A 17,251-nucleotide genomic window follows, 5' to 3' on the forward strand; every position below is an offset into this window, starting at 1 on the left:
CCCCCCGGCAGTCAACGTCAGGCGCTGCAGTATTTCTTTTTGATCACCACGAACAGCGTGCCGAGCAGGCCAGCCAGCAGTAGGGCAATTGGCAGGATCATCAGGCAGGTCATCACCTGATCTTCATGACGTTTCACGAACGGGATCATGCTCAGCGCATAGCCGAGGCCCGTGACCACGCCGACCCACAGCAGGGCGCTCAGCCAGTTGAAGAACTGGAAGCGGCGGTTCGGCAGACCGGAAATCCCCGCCATGGTTGGCAGCAGGGTACGGACAAAGGCCAGAAAGCGGCCCGCGAGCAGCGCCAGCAGACCGTGGCGGTCAAACATGCAGGTGGCGCGCTGATGGTACTTATGCGGCAGGTGCGCCAGCCAGCCTTTCACCGTTTGCGTATTGCCCAGCCAGCGCCCCTGTACATAGCTCAGCCAGCAGCCGAGGCTGGCGGCGGCGGTCAGAATGGCGATAGTGGGCACAAAGTCCATGACGCCTTTAGCAATCAGCGCGCCGGCGAGCAGCAGCAGGCTGTCTCCAGGTAAAAAGGAGGCAGGCAGCAGCCCGTTTTCCAGAAACAGGGTCGCGAACATAACCAGATATACAACGCCCACAACATGAGGGTTCGCCAGTGCGGCAAAATCATGTTGCCACAGCGCGGCGACAATCTCTTGAATGACAACCATGGACTTTCCTAAGTGGTACCGTATTGTTGACTAGTGTACTCCTGAAGAGACCCGAGCACCTTGATCCCGGGCGCAACAAAAGCGGCCGCTCCGATAAAAAGCGTCCGCTATTGTTGCCACTGACTGTCACTTTACACGATACGCGCGAAGCCCGCTGCTAAATCCGCCTGCAGATCGTCAACATTTTCGAGACCAATGTGCAAACGGATCAGCGTGCCGCTGAAGTCGACTTCCGCATCCGGTCGGATGTGAGCGATTTGCTCCGGCTGATTGGCCAGTATCAGCGATTCAAAGCCGCCCCACGAGTAGGCCATGCTGAACAGGCTGAAGTTGTCGAGATACTCTGCCAGCTCAGCGTCGGTGAGACGCTTGTTGAGCACAAACGAGAACAGCCCGCTGCTGCCGGTAAAATCGCGTTTCCAGAACTCATGGCCTTTACTGCCGGGCAGGGCGGGGTGGTTGACCCGCGCCACCTGCGGATGCTGCGCCAGCCACTCGGCGATGCGCAGGCTGCTTTCATGATGCTGACGCAGGCGGACGCCCAGAGTGCGCAGGCCGCGGCTGGTCATATAGGCGGTATCGGCGTCCAGCATTTGCCCCATCAGATAGGCATTCTCACGCAGCTGCGGCCAGCAGCGCGCGTTCGCCACCGCGGTGCCGACCATGGCGTCGGAGTGGCCAATCAGGTATTTGGTGCCTGCCTGGATGGAAATATCAATGCCAAAATCCAGCGCTTTGAACAGGATCCCCGCCGCCCAGGTGTTATCGATCATGATAATCGCTTCCGGCGCGACCTGACGCACGGCGGCGACAATCGCTGGCACATCATGCACTTCCATGGTGATGGAGCCGGGCGATTCCAGGAACACCACGCGGGTCTCCGGCCGAATAAGTTGGGCAATATCAGCGCCGATTAAGGGATCGAACCAGCTGGTGGTGACGCCGAGTTTAGCGAGAATTTTGGTACAAAAGTCCTGGCTTGGCTCATAGGCGGTATTGGTCATCAGCACATGGTCGCCCTGCTCGACAAACGCCAGGATAGTGTTGGCTACCGCGGCGGCGCCGCAGGGGAAGAGGGCGCAGCCGGCGCCGCCTTCCAGCTCGCACATCGCTTCCTGCAGCGAGAAGTGGGTCAGGGTGCCGCGACGCCCGTAAAACAGCTCGCCGTTGGCCCGATTGCGAGTGGCGTGCTTTTTGGCCTCTACGGTGTCGAAAACCAGCGATGACGCGCGCTGGATCACGCTGTTCACTGAGCCCTGGGTGTACTTTTTGCTCCGCCCGGCGTTGACCAGCGCGGTATCAAGATGTTTATCAGCCATGTTGATGAACCTGTTTTTATACGTCTGGACGTCTAAACTAGCATGATTCTTCTTTTCTGTACCAGCGCGCTGCCGATACAGGCGAAAATTTTACCAGGCCCGCGGTTAGCCACTTTTTTACTGCGTAAGCGCAAGGAAAATAAACGTGATTTGCTGCACAGTGTAAATACTAATGAGAACCACTATCAATTCGATGTCGTTTTGATATTATTGAGGGCAGATTTTGTGATTATCGTCGTGGAGATAGAGCGTGGGTAATAATTTGATGCAGGCGGATCTCTCCGTTTGGGGTATGTATCATCATGCTGATATTGTCGTTAAGGTGGTGATGATTGGCCTGATTCTGGCGTCAGTCGTCACCTGGGCCATCTTCTTCGGCAAAGGGGCGGAAATCCTCGCCAGTAAGCGTCGCCTCAAACGCGAACAGCAGCAGCTGGCGGAAGCCCGCTCTCTCGATCAGGCCAGCGATATCGCCAGCGCCTTTGAGGCGAAAAGCCTCACCACCCAGCTTATCAATGAAGCGCAGAACGAACTCGAACTCTCCGCCGGCGCCGAAGACAATGAAGGCATCAAGGAAAGAACCGGTTTCCGCCTTGAACGCCGCGTCGCGGCCGTCGGTCGCCATATGGGGCGCGGCAACGGCTACCTGGCCACCATCGGCGCCATTTCGCCGTTCGTGGGCCTGTTCGGGACCGTCTGGGGCATCATGAACAGCTTTATCGGCATCGCTCAGACCCAGACCACCAACCTTGCGGTGGTGGCGCCGGGCATCGCGGAAGCGCTGCTGGCGACGGCCATCGGCCTGTTCGCCGCCATCCCGGCGGTGGTCATCTATAACATCTTCGCCCGCATGATCGGCAGCTATAAGGCCTCGCTCGGCGATGTCGCCGCTCAGGTACTCCTGCTGCAAAGCCGCGACCTGGACCTCAGCGCCAGCGGCGTGAAGCCGGTGCGCAGCGCGCAGAAATTACGGGTAGGTTGATCGGCTATGGCGATGCGTCTTAATGAAAATCTGGACGATAACGGCGAAATGCATGAGATCAACGTGACGCCGTTTATCGACGTCATGCTGGTTCTGCTGATTATCTTTATGGTGGCCGCGCCGCTGGCGACGGTCGACGTGAAGGTGAATCTGCCGGCCTCCTCCAGCCAGCCGCAACCGCGACCGGAAAAACCTATCTACCTGTCGGTGAAGGCGGATAAGAGCATGTTCCTCGGCAACGACCCGGTGACCGAAGCGAATATGATTAACGCCCTGGATAGCCTGACCGCCGGCAAAAAAGATACCACCGTCTTCTTCCGCGCGGATAAAACCGTCGATTACGAGACGATGATGAAAGTGATGGATACCCTGCATCAGGCGGGATATCTCAAGATCGGGCTGGTGGGCGAAGAGACCGTCAAAGCGAAGTAACCTACCCCTTTTCACTTATCTCCTCAGGCTGGCCTTGCGCCAGCTTTTTAATAGGTGATGCAATAACTTGTAAGACCAATCTTATAGATGTGTGACAACTTTCTCAGTTAACAGAAAACATAAACCCGTTGCGAAAAATGACAATAGGATAGTTTTTATCCTGCCTCTACAGTGAATACCACTTCATCTGAGAGGGGTTATATTGTGAATCACGATAATAAACTGTCATTTGCGGAGAAGCTGGGATATGGCATGGGAGATGCAGCCTGCGGTATCGTTTACTCTTCGGTAACCATGTTTTTGACATGGTTTTATACGGATATTTACGGGCTCTCAGCTGCCGCAGTCGGAGTGATGTTCCTGGTGACGCGGGTTCTGGATGCGATTACCGATCCGCTAACCGGCATTGTTGCAGACCGTGTAAAGACCCGCTGGGGCCATTTTCGCCCGTGGCTTATCTGGTTTGCCGTACCTTATGCCGTGCTGGCGGTAATGACCTTCACGACCCCGGAATTTGGCGCATCGGGTAAACTGGTTTATGCCTACCTGACCTACACCTTACTCATGCTGTGTTACACCTTTATCAATATTCCTTACTGCGCATTGGGCGGAGTCATTACGCGTGATGAGAAGGATCGCCTTTCAGCCCAGTCATATCGTTTTACGATCTCTTCTCTGGCCGGTCTGATGGTTTCTGTCGCAACCCTGTTCCTGGTGGATTTTTTCGGTAAAGAAAATAAGCAGTTTGGTTTTCAGGCCACAATGGGAATCATGGGCGCGATCGCTATTGTAATGCTGGCTTTTTGCTTTTTCTCTACCAAAGAACGCGTGGCTCCAGCTGTTGAACAGCAGGGGAGCATACGCGAAGATCTCCGTCAGCTGCTGGCGAATGACCAGTGGCGTATTGTGGCGATAATTACTTTTTTCTCCAGTATGGCCGGGGTTATGCGCAGCGCCGCCACGCTCTATTATGCAACCTACCTGATGTTAGGCGGCGTGGAGTCAGCGGCAGGAACGGCCATGAAATCAGCATTTGTTTCCACCAGCGTCGTTGGCACGATTATCGGCAGCATCGCCGCCGGATGGCTGGCCAAGCGCTATCGTGCGGTATCGCTGTTTAAAAATATCAACCTCCTGCTGGTCCTGGTTGGCGTCGTAATGTTCTTTGTGCCGCCGACCTGGCTGCCGGTGGTGTTCCCTTTATACTTCCTGGTCGGCTTCTTCCATCAGATGTACCAGCCGTTTAAATGGAACATGATGGCCAACGCTGCCGATTATGGCGAATGGAAGTTTGGCCGTCGCATCACGGGATTATCCTATTCCGGTAATCTGTTTGCTTTGAAAATGGGCATGGCGGTTGCTGGTGCCGCCGTAGGTTTTTCGCTTGGGCTATTTGGCTATCAGGCGGGCGTAACGGCGCAGACTCCGCTGGCGACAATGGGAATTGTGGGGCTGTTAACGCTCGGTCCATCACTATCTTACCTGCTCCTGTGGTGGCTGGCGCGTTTCTATAAGCTGGATGACAAAATGATGCAGACAATTCAGCGCGAGCTGTCCATGCGTCAGCAGCAGGGGCATTCAGAGACGCATTTGCCGCTAAACGCCGTTCCGGAAAAGGCCTGAGGAGATGCGAAACATGACCCCTTCTGAATACCAGAATCCTATCTTATGCGCCGATTATTCCGACCCGGATATCGTGCGCGTAGGCGATGATTTCTTTATGGTCTCTTCCAGTTTTAACCATATGCCCGCTTTACCGATCCTGCATTCAACGGACCTGGTTAATTGGACTATCATCAACCACGTTATGGATGAACTGCCGCTACCTGGTTATGACCGGTATCAGCCGGGTAAGGGCGTATGGGCGCCGTCGATTCGCTGGCACGATGGCAAGCTGTGGGTCTGCTTCAGCACGCCCGATGAAGGTATTTTTATCTGCCATACCGAGGATCCATGGGGGGAATGGAGCGCTCCGCACTGCCTGCGCGAGGCCAGAGGTTGGATAGATCCCTGCCCGTTCTGGGACGACAATGGTCAGGCCTGGTTGGTACATGCCTTCGCCCATAGCCGCAGCGGCATCAAGCATAAATTGCAGTTGTTTGCGATGGCGCCGGACGCCAGCGAATTGCTGGGCGAAGGGCAGATTATCTATGACGGCTGCTGCGATTTACCTACCCTTGAGGGGCCAAAGGTTTATCAACGCGCCGGTTGGTACTACATCTTTGCTCCTGCGGGCGGGGTTGAAAATGGCTGGCAGACGGTACTGCGCGCGCGCCAGATGACGGGGCCTTGGGAAGCCAAAAACGTGCTTTTCCAGGGAAACACGTCGATAAATGGACCACATCAGGGCGGCTGGGTGGAGGGAGAGAAGGGCGAATGCTGGTTTGTTCATTTCCAGGACTTACATCTCTATGGCCGCGTGGTTCACCTCCAGCCGATGTACTGGGGCAACGATGGCTGGCCGCGTATCGGTGAGCAGGTTGGCAACTGCGGCGTCGGACAGCCGGTTTTACGTTGGCCGCGTCCTAAAGGGTTAACGCCTTCACCGGCATTGGCGCCGCAAACCAGCGACTATTTTGCGCAAGGCCAACCGGGTATACAGTGGCAGTGGCAGGCTAACCCCAGCCCTGAGTGGCTGTTGCCGGCGGAAGGCGAACTTCGATTACGCTGCGTCCCATTATCCGAAGTCGATGGACAGAGAGCGTTATACTGGGCGCCGCAGCTGTTGCTGCAGAAATTTCCGGCGCTAACTTTTAGCGCGAAAACAAGCGTAACGTTATATGCCGCTCAGGACGGTGATGCCGGAGGCCTGATCGTATACGGCGAACGCTACGCCGCTTTGCTGGTGGAGTTTGGGCAAGGGAGTTACCGGCTCGTGTGGCGACACGGTTGGATGAGCGATGCGGGCGTAGTGCGCGAAACTCGTCAGGTTCTTGCTGAGCTTAAGTGCGGCAAGTGTCAGCTGCAGGTTGCCGTAGGCGAAGGCGGCCTGTGTCAATTTTCCTGGCGAGCCGAGGAGGAGTGGCGGAAGGTTCCTCTTTGTTTTGCTGCCGGGAAGGGAAAATGGGTCGGTGCGAAATTTGGCCTGCTGGCTGCTTCAATGGTTGGCCTACAAAGCGAGGGCTACTCCGCTTTGCAGGACTTTGAGGTCATACTTTAAAGCAACCGTTTCTGGCCGCCTGCAGATGACGCGGGCGGCTGATGTTGCATAAGCGTTACCCTGTTGCGATATAATGGCGGCCGTTTATGTTAACTGACAGGATCTTATGGAACGCTTTCTGGAAAATGCTATGTACGCCTCGCGCTGGCTGCTGGCGCCGGTTTATTTTGGCCTCTCGCTCGGTCTGATTGCGCTGACCATCAAATTTTTTCAGGAGATCTTCCACATACTGCCGCATATTTTTAGCGTCAGTGAGTCGGATATGATTCTGACCCTGCTGTCGCTGGTGGATATGACCCTGGTGGGCGGTTTGCTGGTGATGGTGATGTTCTCTGGATATGAAAATTTTGTCTCGCAGCTGGATATTAACGAGGGTAAAGAAAAACTCAGTTGGCTGGGCAAAATGGACGCGACTTCGCTGAAAAATAAGGTTGCCGCCTCCATCGTGGCGATCTCCTCTATTCACCTGCTGCGGGTGTTTATGGATGCGAAAAACGTCCCGGACAATAAGCTGATGTGGTACGTGATTATCCACCTGACCTTCGTGCTGTCGGCCTTTGTGATGGGCTACCTCGATCGTCTGACCAAAGTGAAACACTAATCCCTTCTCTCCCGGCGGTGGCAGCTGCCGGGCTTTTTTCTCCCCGTTTCTGCTTTACTGCGCTGGCGTATGTCCGGGCTTCTGCTTTGCTTAAAAGGCGATAAACAATGGAGGCAGGGTGATGACGCGATTAACGGCCAAAGATTTCCCGCAGCAGCTGCTCGAGTATTATGACTACTATGCCCACGGTAAAATCAGCAAACGCGAGTTTCTCCAGCTGGCGGGGAAATATGCCGTCGGCGGGATGACCGCGCTGGCGCTGTTTAATCTGCTGAAGCCCGACTATGCCCTGGCAGAGCAGGTACCGTTCACCGACCCGGATATCCGCCCGGAGTATATTCATTATCCCTCTCCTGACGGCCACGGCGAAGTGCGGGCTTACCTGGTGACGCCGACGAAAATAGCCGATAAAGCGCCCGCCGTTGTGGTGGTACATGAGAACCGCGGCCTGAATCCCTATATTGAAGACGTCGCCCGGCGGGTAGCGAAAGCGGGGTATATTGCGCTGGCGCCGGATGGCCTGAGCTCCGTCGGCGGCTATCCGGGGAATGATGATGAAGGCCGCGCGCTCCAGCAGAAAGTCGATCCCGTGAAGCTGATGAATGATTTTTTTGCGGCGGTCGCGTTTATGGCGAAGCATCCGCAGGCGACGGGGAAGGTCGGTATCACCGGTTTTTGTTACGGCGGCGGCGTCAGCAACGCGGCGGCGGTCGCCATTCCGGAGCTGGCCTGCGCGGTGCCGTTTTACGGCCGCCAGCCGCCGCTGAAGGAGGTCGATAAAATTCAAGCGCCGCTGCTGCTGCACTATGCCGGCCTCGATAGCGGCATTAATGAAGGCTGGCCTGCCTATGAACAGGCGTTGAAGGAACACCATAAAGTCTACGAGGCCTATCTCTATCAGGGCGTGAATCACGGCTTTCATAATGATTCTACGCCGCGCTACGATCGGGCTGCGGCTGATCTGGCCTGGCAACGCACGCTGGCATGGTTTGATAAGTATTTACGCTAACGCAAACGTCATAAATAGCACTACCGCTCGCTCAAAAAAACGCTATATAATTTATTATATAACGATTGGGAGAGCTTGATGGAAAATCATTTTGGCAAAGGCTTAATGGCGGGGCTACAGGCATCCTATGCTGATACCGCCGCGCATGCGGCGAATTTTTGCGCCGACTATAAACGCGGGTTTGTGCTTGGTTACTCGCACCGCATGTTTGAAAAAACCGGCGACCGCCAGCTCAGCGCGTGGGAGGCGGGGATCCTGACCCGTCGCTATGGCCTTGACAGAGATATGGTGATGGACTTCTTCAAAGAGAGTGGTTCCTCGACCGCGATGCGCTACTTTATGGCGGGCTATCGGCTGGAAAGCTAACAACCGGAGGCGGTTGCCTCCGGTGGGTCAGAGCGTTACGCCTGGCGCTTATCTTCCGTTTGGGTGTCAAAGTCGCGGGCGTCGTGGCGCTCATGCAGCTGCTCATTGAGCGGGCCGTTGGTGCGGTTCACGATGCGTCCCCGCTTGACCGCCGGGCGGTTGCCCACATCCTGCGCCCAGCGCAGCACGTTTTTATAGCTCCCGGCGTCGAGAAACTCCGCTGCGTTATAGACATTGCCCAGCACGACGTTGCCGTACCACGGCCAGACAGCCATATCGGCGATGGTGTACTCCTCGCCGGCTACATAGCGACCGCGGGCGAGCTGTTTGTCCAGCACGTCGAGCTGGCGTTTGGCTTCCATCGTAAAGCGGTCGATCGCGTACTCGATCTTCACCGGCGCATAGTTATAGAAGTGGCCGAAGCCGCCGCCGAGGAACGGCGCCGCGCCCTGCAGCCAGAACAGCCAGTTGAGGGTTTCGGTGCGACCGGCAGGATCTTTCGGCAGGAAGAAACCAAATTTTTCCGCCAGATAGAGAAGAATGTTGCCGGACTCAAATACCCGGGTCGGCGGCGTGGTGGAATGGTCGCTGAGGGCCGGGATCTTCGAGTTCGGGTTGATGTCGACAAAGCCGCTGGAAAACTGATCCCCTTCGCCAATGCGTATCAGCCAGGCGTCGTACTCCGCGCCGCTGACGCCTAACGCCAGCAGCTCCTCCAGCATGATCGTCACCTTCTGGCCGTTGGGCGTGCCGAGTGAGTATAGCTGGAGCGGATGGGTTCCCACCGGCAGGACGCGTTCATGCGTCGCGCCGGAAACGGGACGGTTGATGTTGGCGAACGCGCCGCCGCTGTTTTGCTTCCATTCCCACACTTTTGGTGGCTGGTAGTTTTGCTCTGACATGCTGGTTTGCCTTTTTCGTGGATGTACAAAAAGTGTAGCAGGTGACCTCAGGCCATAATCCGCGCGGCCCACACGCTGACATCATCGCCGCTGCCCAGATCCGGCTGCACCAGGCCATTGACCATAAAGGTCGGCGAGACATGGATGCCGTTCTGGCGGGCATATTTACTGTGCCATTTGATCACGTCCTGCAGCTCCGGGCGGGCAAAGGCGGCCCCCAGCAGCACGTGACTGTAGCGCTCAATGCGTTCAATGATTTGCTGCGGGGTGGCATTCATGTTCGGCCCGCTGCAGTGATCGGTAAACTCAAACTCTTCCCGATGGTCTGCCACGGCCTGCATCACCTTATGCGCCTGCTCTCTGCCATGCGGCAGGGTGGACGCGGCGAGGATGCAGCGGACAATCACCCCAGAGAACAGATGCCACGGCTGCGATTGCAGCCGTATCTTGATGGTTACGTTATCGGCGCCGACCTCATCGAGCAGATCGTCGAGTTTATTAAACGCGCGGACAGAGTAGGGGCAGGTGGGCTCAAGGAACACCTCAAACGTCCGCGGGCCGTGTCCCCAGACCAGCGGTTGGGCATTCAGATGCGAGGGTGTGCTCATTGTCGACTCCTGATGTTGCGTTGTTTTTTGTTATATCACCGATAACGATATCACTTCTGCTTCCGGCTGCAGGGTTATTTTCCTTAACGGCACGATTAGCGAAACGAATGAGTGGTATCATCGTTACACCTCTGTCTGGTAAGTGCCTGCGGCAGGATAAGAAGAGGGAGTTTTGTTTCGCCAACTGCCCGGGCTGCATTAATTTGAGGTCAGGCTAAATGAGCAAAGGATCGACAAGCAGTGACGCCCCGTTTGGGACATTGTTAGGCTACGCGCCCGGCGGCGTAGCGATTTATTCATCGAATTACAGTAGCTTAAATCCACAGGATTATCCGGATGACGCGACGTTTCGCAGCTACATCGGCAATGAGTATATGGGGCATAAATGGCAGTGCGTGGAGTTTGCGCGCCGCTTTCTGTTCCTGACCTACGGGTTTGTCTTTACCGATGTGGGGATGGCCTATGAAATCTTCTCCCTGCGCTTTCTGCGCGAAGTGGTCAATGACAACATTCTCCCGCTTCAGGCCTTCGCCAACGGCTCCCGTCGTCCGCCGATCGCTGGTTCGCTGCTGATCTGGCAGAAGGGCGGCGAGTTCAAGCACACCGGCCATGTCGCGGTGATCACCCAGCTTGTCGGCAATAAGGTGCGTATCGCCGAGCAGAACGTCATTCACTCGCCGCTGCCGCAGGGCCAGCAGTGGACCCGCGAGCTGACCCTCGAGGTCAACGCCGGCCGGTACACCATCAAAGATACCTTTGCCGATACCGAAATTTTAGGCTGGATGATCCAGACCGCCGATACCGAACACAGCTTGCCGCAGCCGGTACTGCCGGGTGAGGCGATGGCGATCAAGGGCGCGCGGCTGCCGAACAACGGCCAGTTCCGCGGCAAATGGCTGAACGAGAAAGATCCGCTGCAGAAAGCCTACGTGGCGGCCAACGGCCATTTTATCAATCAGGATCCTTATCAGTATTTCACTATCAGCGAAAGCGCCGAACAGGAGCTGATTAAAGCCACCAACGAGCTGCACCTGATGTATCTGCACGCCACCGATAAGGTGATGAAGGATGATAACCTGCTGGCGCTGTTCGATATCCCGAAAATCCTCTGGCCGCGTTTGCGTCTCTCCTGGCAGCGCCGTCGTCATCATATGATCACCGGGCGCATGGATTTTTGTATGGACGAGCGCGGGCTGAAGGTATACGAGTACAATGCCGACTCCGCCTCCTGCCATACCGAAGGCGGGCTGATCCTCGAGCAGTGGTTGAAGCAGGGCTACTATGGCACTGGTCACAATCCGGCGGAAGGTCTGCTCGATGAGCTGGCGGGAGCGTGGAAACACAGCCGGGCGCGGCCTTTCGTGCACATCATGCAGGACAAGGATCTGGAAGAGAATTACCACGCGAAGTTTATCCAGCGTTCGCTGACCCAGGCCGGTTTCGAGAGCAAAATTCTCTTTGGCCTCGATGAACTGCGCTGGGATGCGGCCGGCCAGCTGATTGATGCCGACGGGCGGCTGGTCAACTGCGTCTGGAAAACCTGGGCATGGGAAACCGCCATTGAGCAGGTGCGCGAAGTCAGCGCCGATGAGTACGCGGCGGTGCCGATTCGTACCGGGCATCCGCAGAATGAGGTGCGACTGATTGACGTCCTGCTGCGTCCTGAAGTATTGGTATTCGAACCCCTGTGGACGGTAATCCCGGGCAACAAAGCGATCCTGCCGGTGCTGTGGTCGCTGTTCCCGCATCATCGCTATCTGCTGGATACCGATTTTGTGGTTAACGACGAGCTGGCGAAAACCGGCTATGCCGTGAAGCCCATTTCCGGGCGCTGCGGGAACAATATCGACCTGATCGGCCCTCAGGATGAGGTTCTGGATAAGACCAGCGGCCAGTTTGTCGATCGCAAGAATATCTACCAGCAGCTGTGGTGCCTGCCGAAAGTGGATGGCAAGTATATCCAGGTGTGCACCTTTACCGTCGGCGGTAACTACGGCGGTACCTGCCTGCGCGGCGATTCGTCGCTGGTGGTGAAAAAAGAGAGCGACATAGAGCCGCTGATCGTATTGAAAGACAAAGCGTGACGTGCTGACCCCGGATAGCGGCTCCTGCCCTGTCCGGGGAGAGCGCAGAGACACGAACAAGGATAGCCCGGACTGGTAAGCGCCGCCGGGGAACACCTGCAACAAAGCCAAGATAATTAACACAACAACAAGACAGAAAAGGAAAATAGTATGCACGATCGGCGTCTCGCCGCCCGCGCGGGTGAACTCAAGCCCTCCGCCGTCCGCGAACTTCTCAAGCACAGTAAACTGCCGGGCGTGATCTCGCTTGGCGGCGGCATTCCGGCCCCGGAACTGTTTGATACCGAAGGCCTGGAGCTGGCGGTGCAGAAGGTGATGAGCGAGCGTTTTCATGACGCATTTCAGTACGGTCTGACGGAAGGCTACCCGCCGCTGCGTCAGGCGGTGAGTGAAATCTGCCACTCCCGTGGCGTGACCTGTTCAGCCGCTCAGGTCTATATCACCTCCGGCTCCCAGCAATCGCTGGATATCGTTGCCCGCACGCTGCTCGATCCAGGCGATACTATCGTCGTTGAGCGACCCACCTATCTGGCGGCGCTGCAGGTGTTTCAGCTGGCGCAGGCCAATATTCTCAGCGTCGATACCGATGATGACGGGATGCTGGTGGAGCAGCTGGCTGACCTGCTGGAGACCACCCGCGTCAAAGCTGTTTACCTGGTGCCGACGTTCGGCAACCCCGGCGGTAAAACGCTGAGCGAGGCGCGTCGTCGCCGGCTGGTCGAGCTGGCGAAAAAATATGACTTCGTCATTCTGGAAGACGATCCCTACGGTGAAATTAGCTTTACTGACGCCGTGCGACGCCCGCTCTATCAGCACGCCGTTGAGCTGGGCTGTGAAGATCAAGTGATTTACACCTCGACGTTTTCAAAGATCCTCGCGCCGGGGATGCGTATCGGCTGGATCGTCATGCCGGACTGGCTGGCGCAGCAGACGGTGATCGTGAAGCAGGCGGCGGATCTGCATACCAATATGCTGTCGCAGGTGATCACCGCGGAATACCTCAGTCTGAACCGGCTGGATAACCAGATTGCGTTGATTCGCGAAGACTATCGCAAGAAGTGCGTGGCGCTGGCCGATGCGCTGGAAAGCCGCCTTTGCGAGCACCTGGAATTCAGCCGCCCGCAGGGGGGGATGTTCCTGTGGGCGCGTTTCCGCTATCCGTTCGATACCATGGAATGGATGAAGAAAACGCTGGAAAACGGCGTGGTGTACGTTCCGGGAGAAGCGTTTTATCACGATAATCCGGATACCCGTACCCTGCGTCTTTCCTACTCAACGGTGTCGGAAGCCGGGCTGCTGACCGCCGTTGAGCGGCTGGCGGCCTCCCTGTAACGGCCCTGCTGTGCGCCGCTTACCGGCGGCGCATCCTCTTCGCTTCAATAGCGAGAGGGAGTGACGCTAGCGTTCAGCGCTGGAATCACTCCGTATCGACGATGCGATCATCCAGCCAGACCAACATCAGCGCTGCGAGAAAAGCTACCGCAAAGGTACCAATAAACAACCACATAGATGTCCCTCACGGGTTTATTATTTTGCTGATTTTACCGGAGAACGATCGTTTCGGTCGGAGATGGAGATTTTTGTCCCAGCCGAATGGCTGGCGAGAGAGAAAAAGTCATCGGCATCAATATCGAAGTTAAGAATAATTTCCCTGTATTCCCCACCGTTAATTAACGCTTTGGCTTCTTTAACACTACTGGCAATAATGACAGGCATCAGTTTTATCTCATTTTGAAAACTGAGAAGCAAAATAAGAGTTAGTTCGTACCAGATCAACTACTTTTTATCGTATACGACTGCAGAAAAAAATGTCCTCCTGTGGCTCGGTGATAGAGGAGGATTTTGTGACAGCGATCGGCTCGTCAACAGCGGGATCTTATCGGGCGCTGTGACGGGCTGCGGTTTCGCCAGCCCGCCGGGATTATTTACCCTGCTGTTTTGCTCGTAATATCTCGCCACAGCGCTGCTGGTCCTGACGCAGCGCCTGCTGTTCCTGCGGGCTGAGCTGATGCCAGGTGTCCAGCATCCGCTGCCCCAGCGCCGGCAGGTAATGTGCTTTATGCAGCGCGTAGTCAGAATTCCCCCCCTCGACGATATTCTGCATATCGTGGAGGAACTGGCGGCTGTCGTCATGATCGATCACGCAAAATACCGCCCGGTAGTAAGCTTCGTCTTCCTCGGTGTAATGCGGAGTGAACCACCAGACCAGCAGCACGGTAAGCGCCAGCAGCGGGATAATAAAGAGTAATTTTTTCAACATCAGTTTTTCGGCCGGAGACAATCAGCCGTCAGTGTACCTGCAACAACGTCAGGATGTAAGCGCCGGCCCCGGCGGGCCGGCACTGGCTAGTAGCCGACCGGGTAGATGCGGCCGGTTTGCACCCCTTCAATGCTGCGGCGATAGGCCTGTGCTACGGCGGCGGCGGGAACGCTGGCAAAGCCCGGGAAAAAGTCGCCGTAGGCCGCCAGCGACTCGCTGAGCACGGTGGGGCTGATGAGATTGATGCGGATCCCGCGCGGCAGTTCGCAGGCGGCGGCCCGTACAAAGCCTTCCAGACCGGCGTTGACCGTCGTGGCATTGACGCCCTGAGCAATGGGTTCCTGCGCGACAATACCGCTGACCAGAGTAATCGACCCGCCGTCGCGCAGAAAATGCTGGCCGACCAGCGCCAGGCGAATTTGCCCCAGCAACTTGTCCTGCAGACCGAGGTTGAACTGGCTGTCGGTCATGGTGCTTAACGGCCCAAAGTGCAGATTGCCGGTGGTGGAGACGATGGCATCTACTTCACCCGTTTGGGCAAATAGCGTCTCGACGCTCTCCTGCGAGGTGATATCCACCTGATAATCTCCCCGGGTGCGGCCAACGCGGATAACGTCATGTCTCTGACTCAGTTCTTCGCTGACCGCGCGACCGATGGTGCCGCTGGCACCGATAACGATAATTTTCATGGCAGACTCCTGATGAGGTGAGAGGCTATTCTTTAATAAAACGGATATCGGATAAACTGGCTAAAAGTTAGAACATTACTAACCAGAGGTTAGCAATATGGATAAGCTGCGAGGGATGGAGACGTTTATTGCCGTGGTGGAGTGCGGCAGCTTTACCGGGGCGGCGTCGCGCCTGGGGCTGTCGGCGGTGATGGTCGGGAAATATATCGCCCAGCTGGAAACCCAGCTGGCGACGCGCCTGCTGGAGCGTAACACCCGACGCCAGAGCCTCACCGACGCCGGGCGGGTCTATTTTGACGAAGCGAAACGGGTGATGGAGCAGGTCTCCATCGCCGAAAGCGCGGTCGAGCGGCTGCGGCTGGCGCCCGCCGGCACCCTGCGGGTGAGCGCGCCCACCTCGTTCGGCGCCAGCGTGATTGCGCCCCTGACCGCCACCTTTCTGCAAGCCTGGCCAGCGGTCCGGGTGGAACTGGATCTGACCAACCGGATGGTCGATCTGGTAGATGAGGGTTTCGACCTGGCGATCCGCATTGGCGAGATCCATCAGGAGGATCTGGTGGCCCGCTATCTGGCGCCCTATCGGATGGTGATCTGCGCCGCACCGGCTTATCTGGCGCGTTACGGAACGCCAGGGAGGCCGGAAGATCTCGCCGATCATCTCTGCCTGTCCCATACGGTCTGGACCGCCCGCAACGAGTGGCGGCTGCCGGGCATGGAGGGGGAAGTGCGCTGGAAGCGCGATGCGGTTTTGCGCTGCAACGATGGCTATGCGCTGCGCCAGGCGGCGATCGCCGGGGCTGGGCTGCTGATGCAGCCGGAGGTGCTGCTGGCCGATGCGCTGGCCAGCGGCAGCCTGGTGCGGGTGCTGGAGGCGTGGACCCCACAGCCGCGGCCCGTGCATCTGCTCTGGCGCCAGGATCGCCGGCCCCTGCCGAAGCTGACGCAGTTTATCGCCCACCTTCAGCAGGGAATGCCTGACGCGCTGGCGACGACCTGCGCGTCGGAATAATCACTCCTCCCGAAGCGCCTGCTGCCAGTCGGCAATCAGATCGTGAGGATCTTCGATCCCGACCGACAGGCGGATCAGCTGCGGTGTGATGCCGTTCGCCAGGCGCTTCTCCAGCGGGATCGAGGCATGGGTCATGCTGAAGGGCTGGCTCACCAGGCTCTCGACGCCGCCCAGACTCTCCGCAAGGGTGAACCAGCGCAGCTTGCTGATGATGCGTTCGGCGTAACCGTCATCGCCTTTCACCACTACCGAAATCATGCCGCCGGGCAGGGCCATTTGCCGGCGCGCCAGCTGATGGTGCGGGTGCGAGGCCAGCCAGGGGAACCAGACTCGCTCTACCTCCGGCTGCTGTTCCAGCCATTCGGCGAGCTGCAGCGCGTTCGCGCTGTGGCGCTCCATCCGCAGCGCCAGGGTGCGGATGCCGCGCAGCGTCAGGAAGCTGCTGAACGGGTCGAGTACGCCGCCTACCGCATTCTGCAGGTAGCCAAGCTTCTCCGTGAGCGCGGCGTTATCGCCGACCACCGCCAGGCCGGCGACGACATCGGAATGGCCATTGAGGTACTTAGTCGCGGAGTGGACCACAATATCAAACCCGTGCTCCAGCGGGCGATGGATCGCCGGCGAGGCGAAAGTGTTATCGGCGACGCTGATCAGGTTATGGCGGCGCGCGATAGCGGCGATAGCGCTGAGATCCGCCAGCTTCAGCAGCGGGTTGGTGGGCGTTTCCACCCAGATCATGCGCGTATCGGGGCGGATCGCCGCTTCAATTCCCGCCAGGTCGTCGGGTTTCACCCAGCTCACCTGCAGACCAGCGCTACGGCGGCGTACGTTTTCCAGCAGGCGGTAAGTGCCGCCATACACATCATCGACCGCCACCAGGTGACTGTCCTTATCCAGCAGCTCCAGCACGGTGGCGATGGCGGCCAGCCCGGAGGCGAACGCGTAGCCACGCGTACCGTTTTCCAGGTCGGCGATCGCCGTCTCCAGCGCATGGCGGGTAGGATTCCCGCTGCGGGAATATTCATAGCCAGTATGCTGCCCCGGCGCCGGCTGAGCGAAAGTGGAGGTGGCATAAATAGGCGGCATCACTGCGCCGTGGCTGTCGGTGAAGGTTCCGCTATGTACGCTCAGGGTGTGGATAGATGACATAAAA

The 17,251-nt window shown here is 57.4% G+C and carries 19 protein-coding genes; 11 read left to right on the plus strand and 8 right to left on the minus strand.

Annotation, left to right across the window (positions count from 1 at the left end):
• Positions 1-17: 17 nt before the first annotated feature.
• Both yghB and metC read right to left on the minus strand, forming a co-directional pair.
• On the minus strand, positions 18-677 hold the full coding sequence (yghB, locus tag KHQ24_RS15910; protein ID WP_004205217.1) for a DedA family general envelope maintenance protein YghB: 660 nt from the start codon (positions 675-677) through the stop codon (positions 18-20).
• A gap of 131 nt (positions 678-808) precedes the next feature.
• Positions 809-1,996, minus strand: a complete 1,188-nt coding sequence (metC, locus tag KHQ24_RS15915) for a cystathionine beta-lyase (RefSeq protein WP_053809951.1) — start codon at positions 1,994-1,996, stop codon at positions 809-811.
• A 250-nt stretch (positions 1,997-2,246) separates the two neighbouring features.
• Between metC and exbB the strand changes: the two genes are divergently transcribed.
• The 7 genes from exbB to KHQ24_RS15950 all read left to right on the plus strand — a co-directional run bounded on the left by exbB (position 2,247) and on the right by KHQ24_RS15950 (position 8,546).
• A complete protein-coding gene (gene exbB / locus KHQ24_RS15920) occupies positions 2,247-2,978 on the plus strand; it encodes a tol-pal system-associated acyl-CoA thioesterase (protein ID WP_004174395.1) in 732 nt (243 codons plus the stop codon).
• Positions 2,979-2,984: 6 nt separating this feature from the next.
• Positions 2,985-3,410, plus strand: a complete 426-nt coding sequence (gene exbD, locus KHQ24_RS15925) for a TonB system transport protein ExbD (protein ID WP_002916785.1) — start codon at positions 2,985-2,987, stop codon at positions 3,408-3,410.
• Positions 3,411-3,614: 204 nt separating this feature from the next.
• A complete protein-coding gene (locus tag KHQ24_RS15930; RefSeq protein WP_002916782.1) occupies positions 3,615-5,033 on the plus strand; it encodes a glycoside-pentoside-hexuronide (GPH):cation symporter in 1,419 nt (472 codons plus the stop codon).
• 13 nt (positions 5,034-5,046) lie between these two features.
• Positions 5,047-6,570, plus strand: coding sequence for a glycoside hydrolase 43 family protein (locus tag KHQ24_RS15935; RefSeq protein WP_064189585.1), 1,524 nt, complete (start codon positions 5,047-5,049; stop codon positions 6,568-6,570).
• A gap of 106 nt (positions 6,571-6,676) precedes the next feature.
• Positions 6,677-7,171, plus strand: a complete 495-nt coding sequence (locus KHQ24_RS15940; RefSeq protein ID WP_004105804.1) for a TIGR00645 family protein — start codon at positions 6,677-6,679, stop codon at positions 7,169-7,171.
• Between the two features lie 121 nt (positions 7,172-7,292).
• Positions 7,293-8,180 carry a YghX family hydrolase gene (gene yghX / locus KHQ24_RS15945; RefSeq protein WP_043520944.1) on the plus strand — a complete coding sequence of 296 codons (888 nt, stop codon included), beginning with the start codon at positions 7,293-7,295 and terminating at the stop codon, positions 8,178-8,180.
• 78 nt (positions 8,181-8,258) lie between these two features.
• Complete coding sequence (locus KHQ24_RS15950) at positions 8,259-8,546, plus strand: DUF2623 family protein (RefSeq protein ID WP_004205207.1); 288 nt, start codon at positions 8,259-8,261, stop codon at positions 8,544-8,546.
• A 35-nt stretch (positions 8,547-8,581) separates the two neighbouring features.
• Here the strand turns inward: KHQ24_RS15950 and yghU are convergent, their stop codons facing one another.
• Both yghU and KHQ24_RS15960 read right to left on the minus strand, forming a co-directional pair.
• A complete protein-coding gene (yghU, locus tag KHQ24_RS15955; protein ID WP_008806496.1) occupies positions 8,582-9,448 on the minus strand; it encodes a glutathione-dependent disulfide-bond oxidoreductase in 867 nt (288 codons plus the stop codon).
• Positions 9,449-9,495: 47 nt separating this feature from the next.
• A complete protein-coding gene (locus KHQ24_RS15960; RefSeq protein WP_004150918.1) occupies positions 9,496-10,056 on the minus strand; it encodes a DsbA family protein in 561 nt (186 codons plus the stop codon).
• A 34-nt stretch (positions 10,057-10,090) separates the two neighbouring features.
• Here KHQ24_RS15960 and KHQ24_RS15965 point away from each other — a divergent pair, with 34 nt between their 5' ends.
• The 3 genes from KHQ24_RS15965 (at position 10,091) to KHQ24_RS15975 (ending at position 13,472) form a co-directional block, all read left to right on the plus strand.
• Positions 10,091-10,198 (plus strand): hypothetical protein, encoded by a 108-nt coding sequence (locus KHQ24_RS15965; protein WP_032426103.1) that lies wholly within the window; start codon positions 10,091-10,093, stop codon positions 10,196-10,198.
• 76 nt (positions 10,199-10,274) lie between these two features.
• Positions 10,275-12,140: a bifunctional glutathionylspermidine amidase/synthase gene (gene gss / locus KHQ24_RS15970; RefSeq protein ID WP_004205206.1), complete on the plus strand. Its 1,866-nt coding sequence runs from the start codon at positions 10,275-10,277 to the stop codon at positions 12,138-12,140.
• Positions 12,141-12,290: 150 nt separating this feature from the next.
• Entirely contained in the window at positions 12,291-13,472 is a 1,182-nt protein-coding gene (locus KHQ24_RS15975; protein ID WP_208526961.1) for a PLP-dependent aminotransferase family protein, read from the plus strand.
• Between the two features lie 195 nt (positions 13,473-13,667).
• On the opposite strand, the gene KHQ24_RS15980 is transcribed toward KHQ24_RS15975, so the two are convergent.
• The 3 genes from KHQ24_RS15980 to KHQ24_RS15990 all read right to left on the minus strand — a co-directional run bounded on the left by KHQ24_RS15980 (position 13,668) and on the right by KHQ24_RS15990 (position 15,089).
• Positions 13,668-13,856, minus strand: coding sequence for a hypothetical protein (locus KHQ24_RS15980; protein WP_004205204.1), 189 nt, complete (start codon positions 13,854-13,856; stop codon positions 13,668-13,670).
• 205 nt (positions 13,857-14,061) lie between these two features.
• A complete protein-coding gene (locus KHQ24_RS15985; protein ID WP_025999196.1) occupies positions 14,062-14,400 on the minus strand; it encodes a hypothetical protein in 339 nt (112 codons plus the stop codon).
• A gap of 86 nt (positions 14,401-14,486) precedes the next feature.
• Positions 14,487-15,089 carry a short chain dehydrogenase gene (locus KHQ24_RS15990; protein WP_064150883.1) on the minus strand — a complete coding sequence of 201 codons (603 nt, stop codon included), beginning with the start codon at positions 15,087-15,089 and terminating at the stop codon, positions 14,487-14,489.
• Between the two features lie 97 nt (positions 15,090-15,186).
• Here KHQ24_RS15990 and KHQ24_RS15995 point away from each other — a divergent pair, with 97 nt between their 5' ends.
• Positions 15,187-16,098: a LysR family transcriptional regulator gene (locus KHQ24_RS15995; RefSeq protein ID WP_032456620.1), complete on the plus strand. Its 912-nt coding sequence runs from the start codon at positions 15,187-15,189 to the stop codon at positions 16,096-16,098.
• On the opposite strand, the gene KHQ24_RS16000 is transcribed toward KHQ24_RS15995, so the two are convergent.
• A complete protein-coding gene (locus KHQ24_RS16000) occupies positions 16,099-17,247 on the minus strand; it encodes a trans-sulfuration enzyme family protein (protein ID WP_200784364.1) in 1,149 nt (382 codons plus the stop codon).
• Positions 17,248-17,251: the final 4 nt, after the last annotated feature.

Origin of the sequence: Klebsiella sp. 54 (assembly GCF_018223875.1) — a bacterium.
GTDB classification, from domain to species: Bacteria; Pseudomonadota; Gammaproteobacteria; order Enterobacterales; family Enterobacteriaceae; genus Klebsiella; species Klebsiella quasipneumoniae.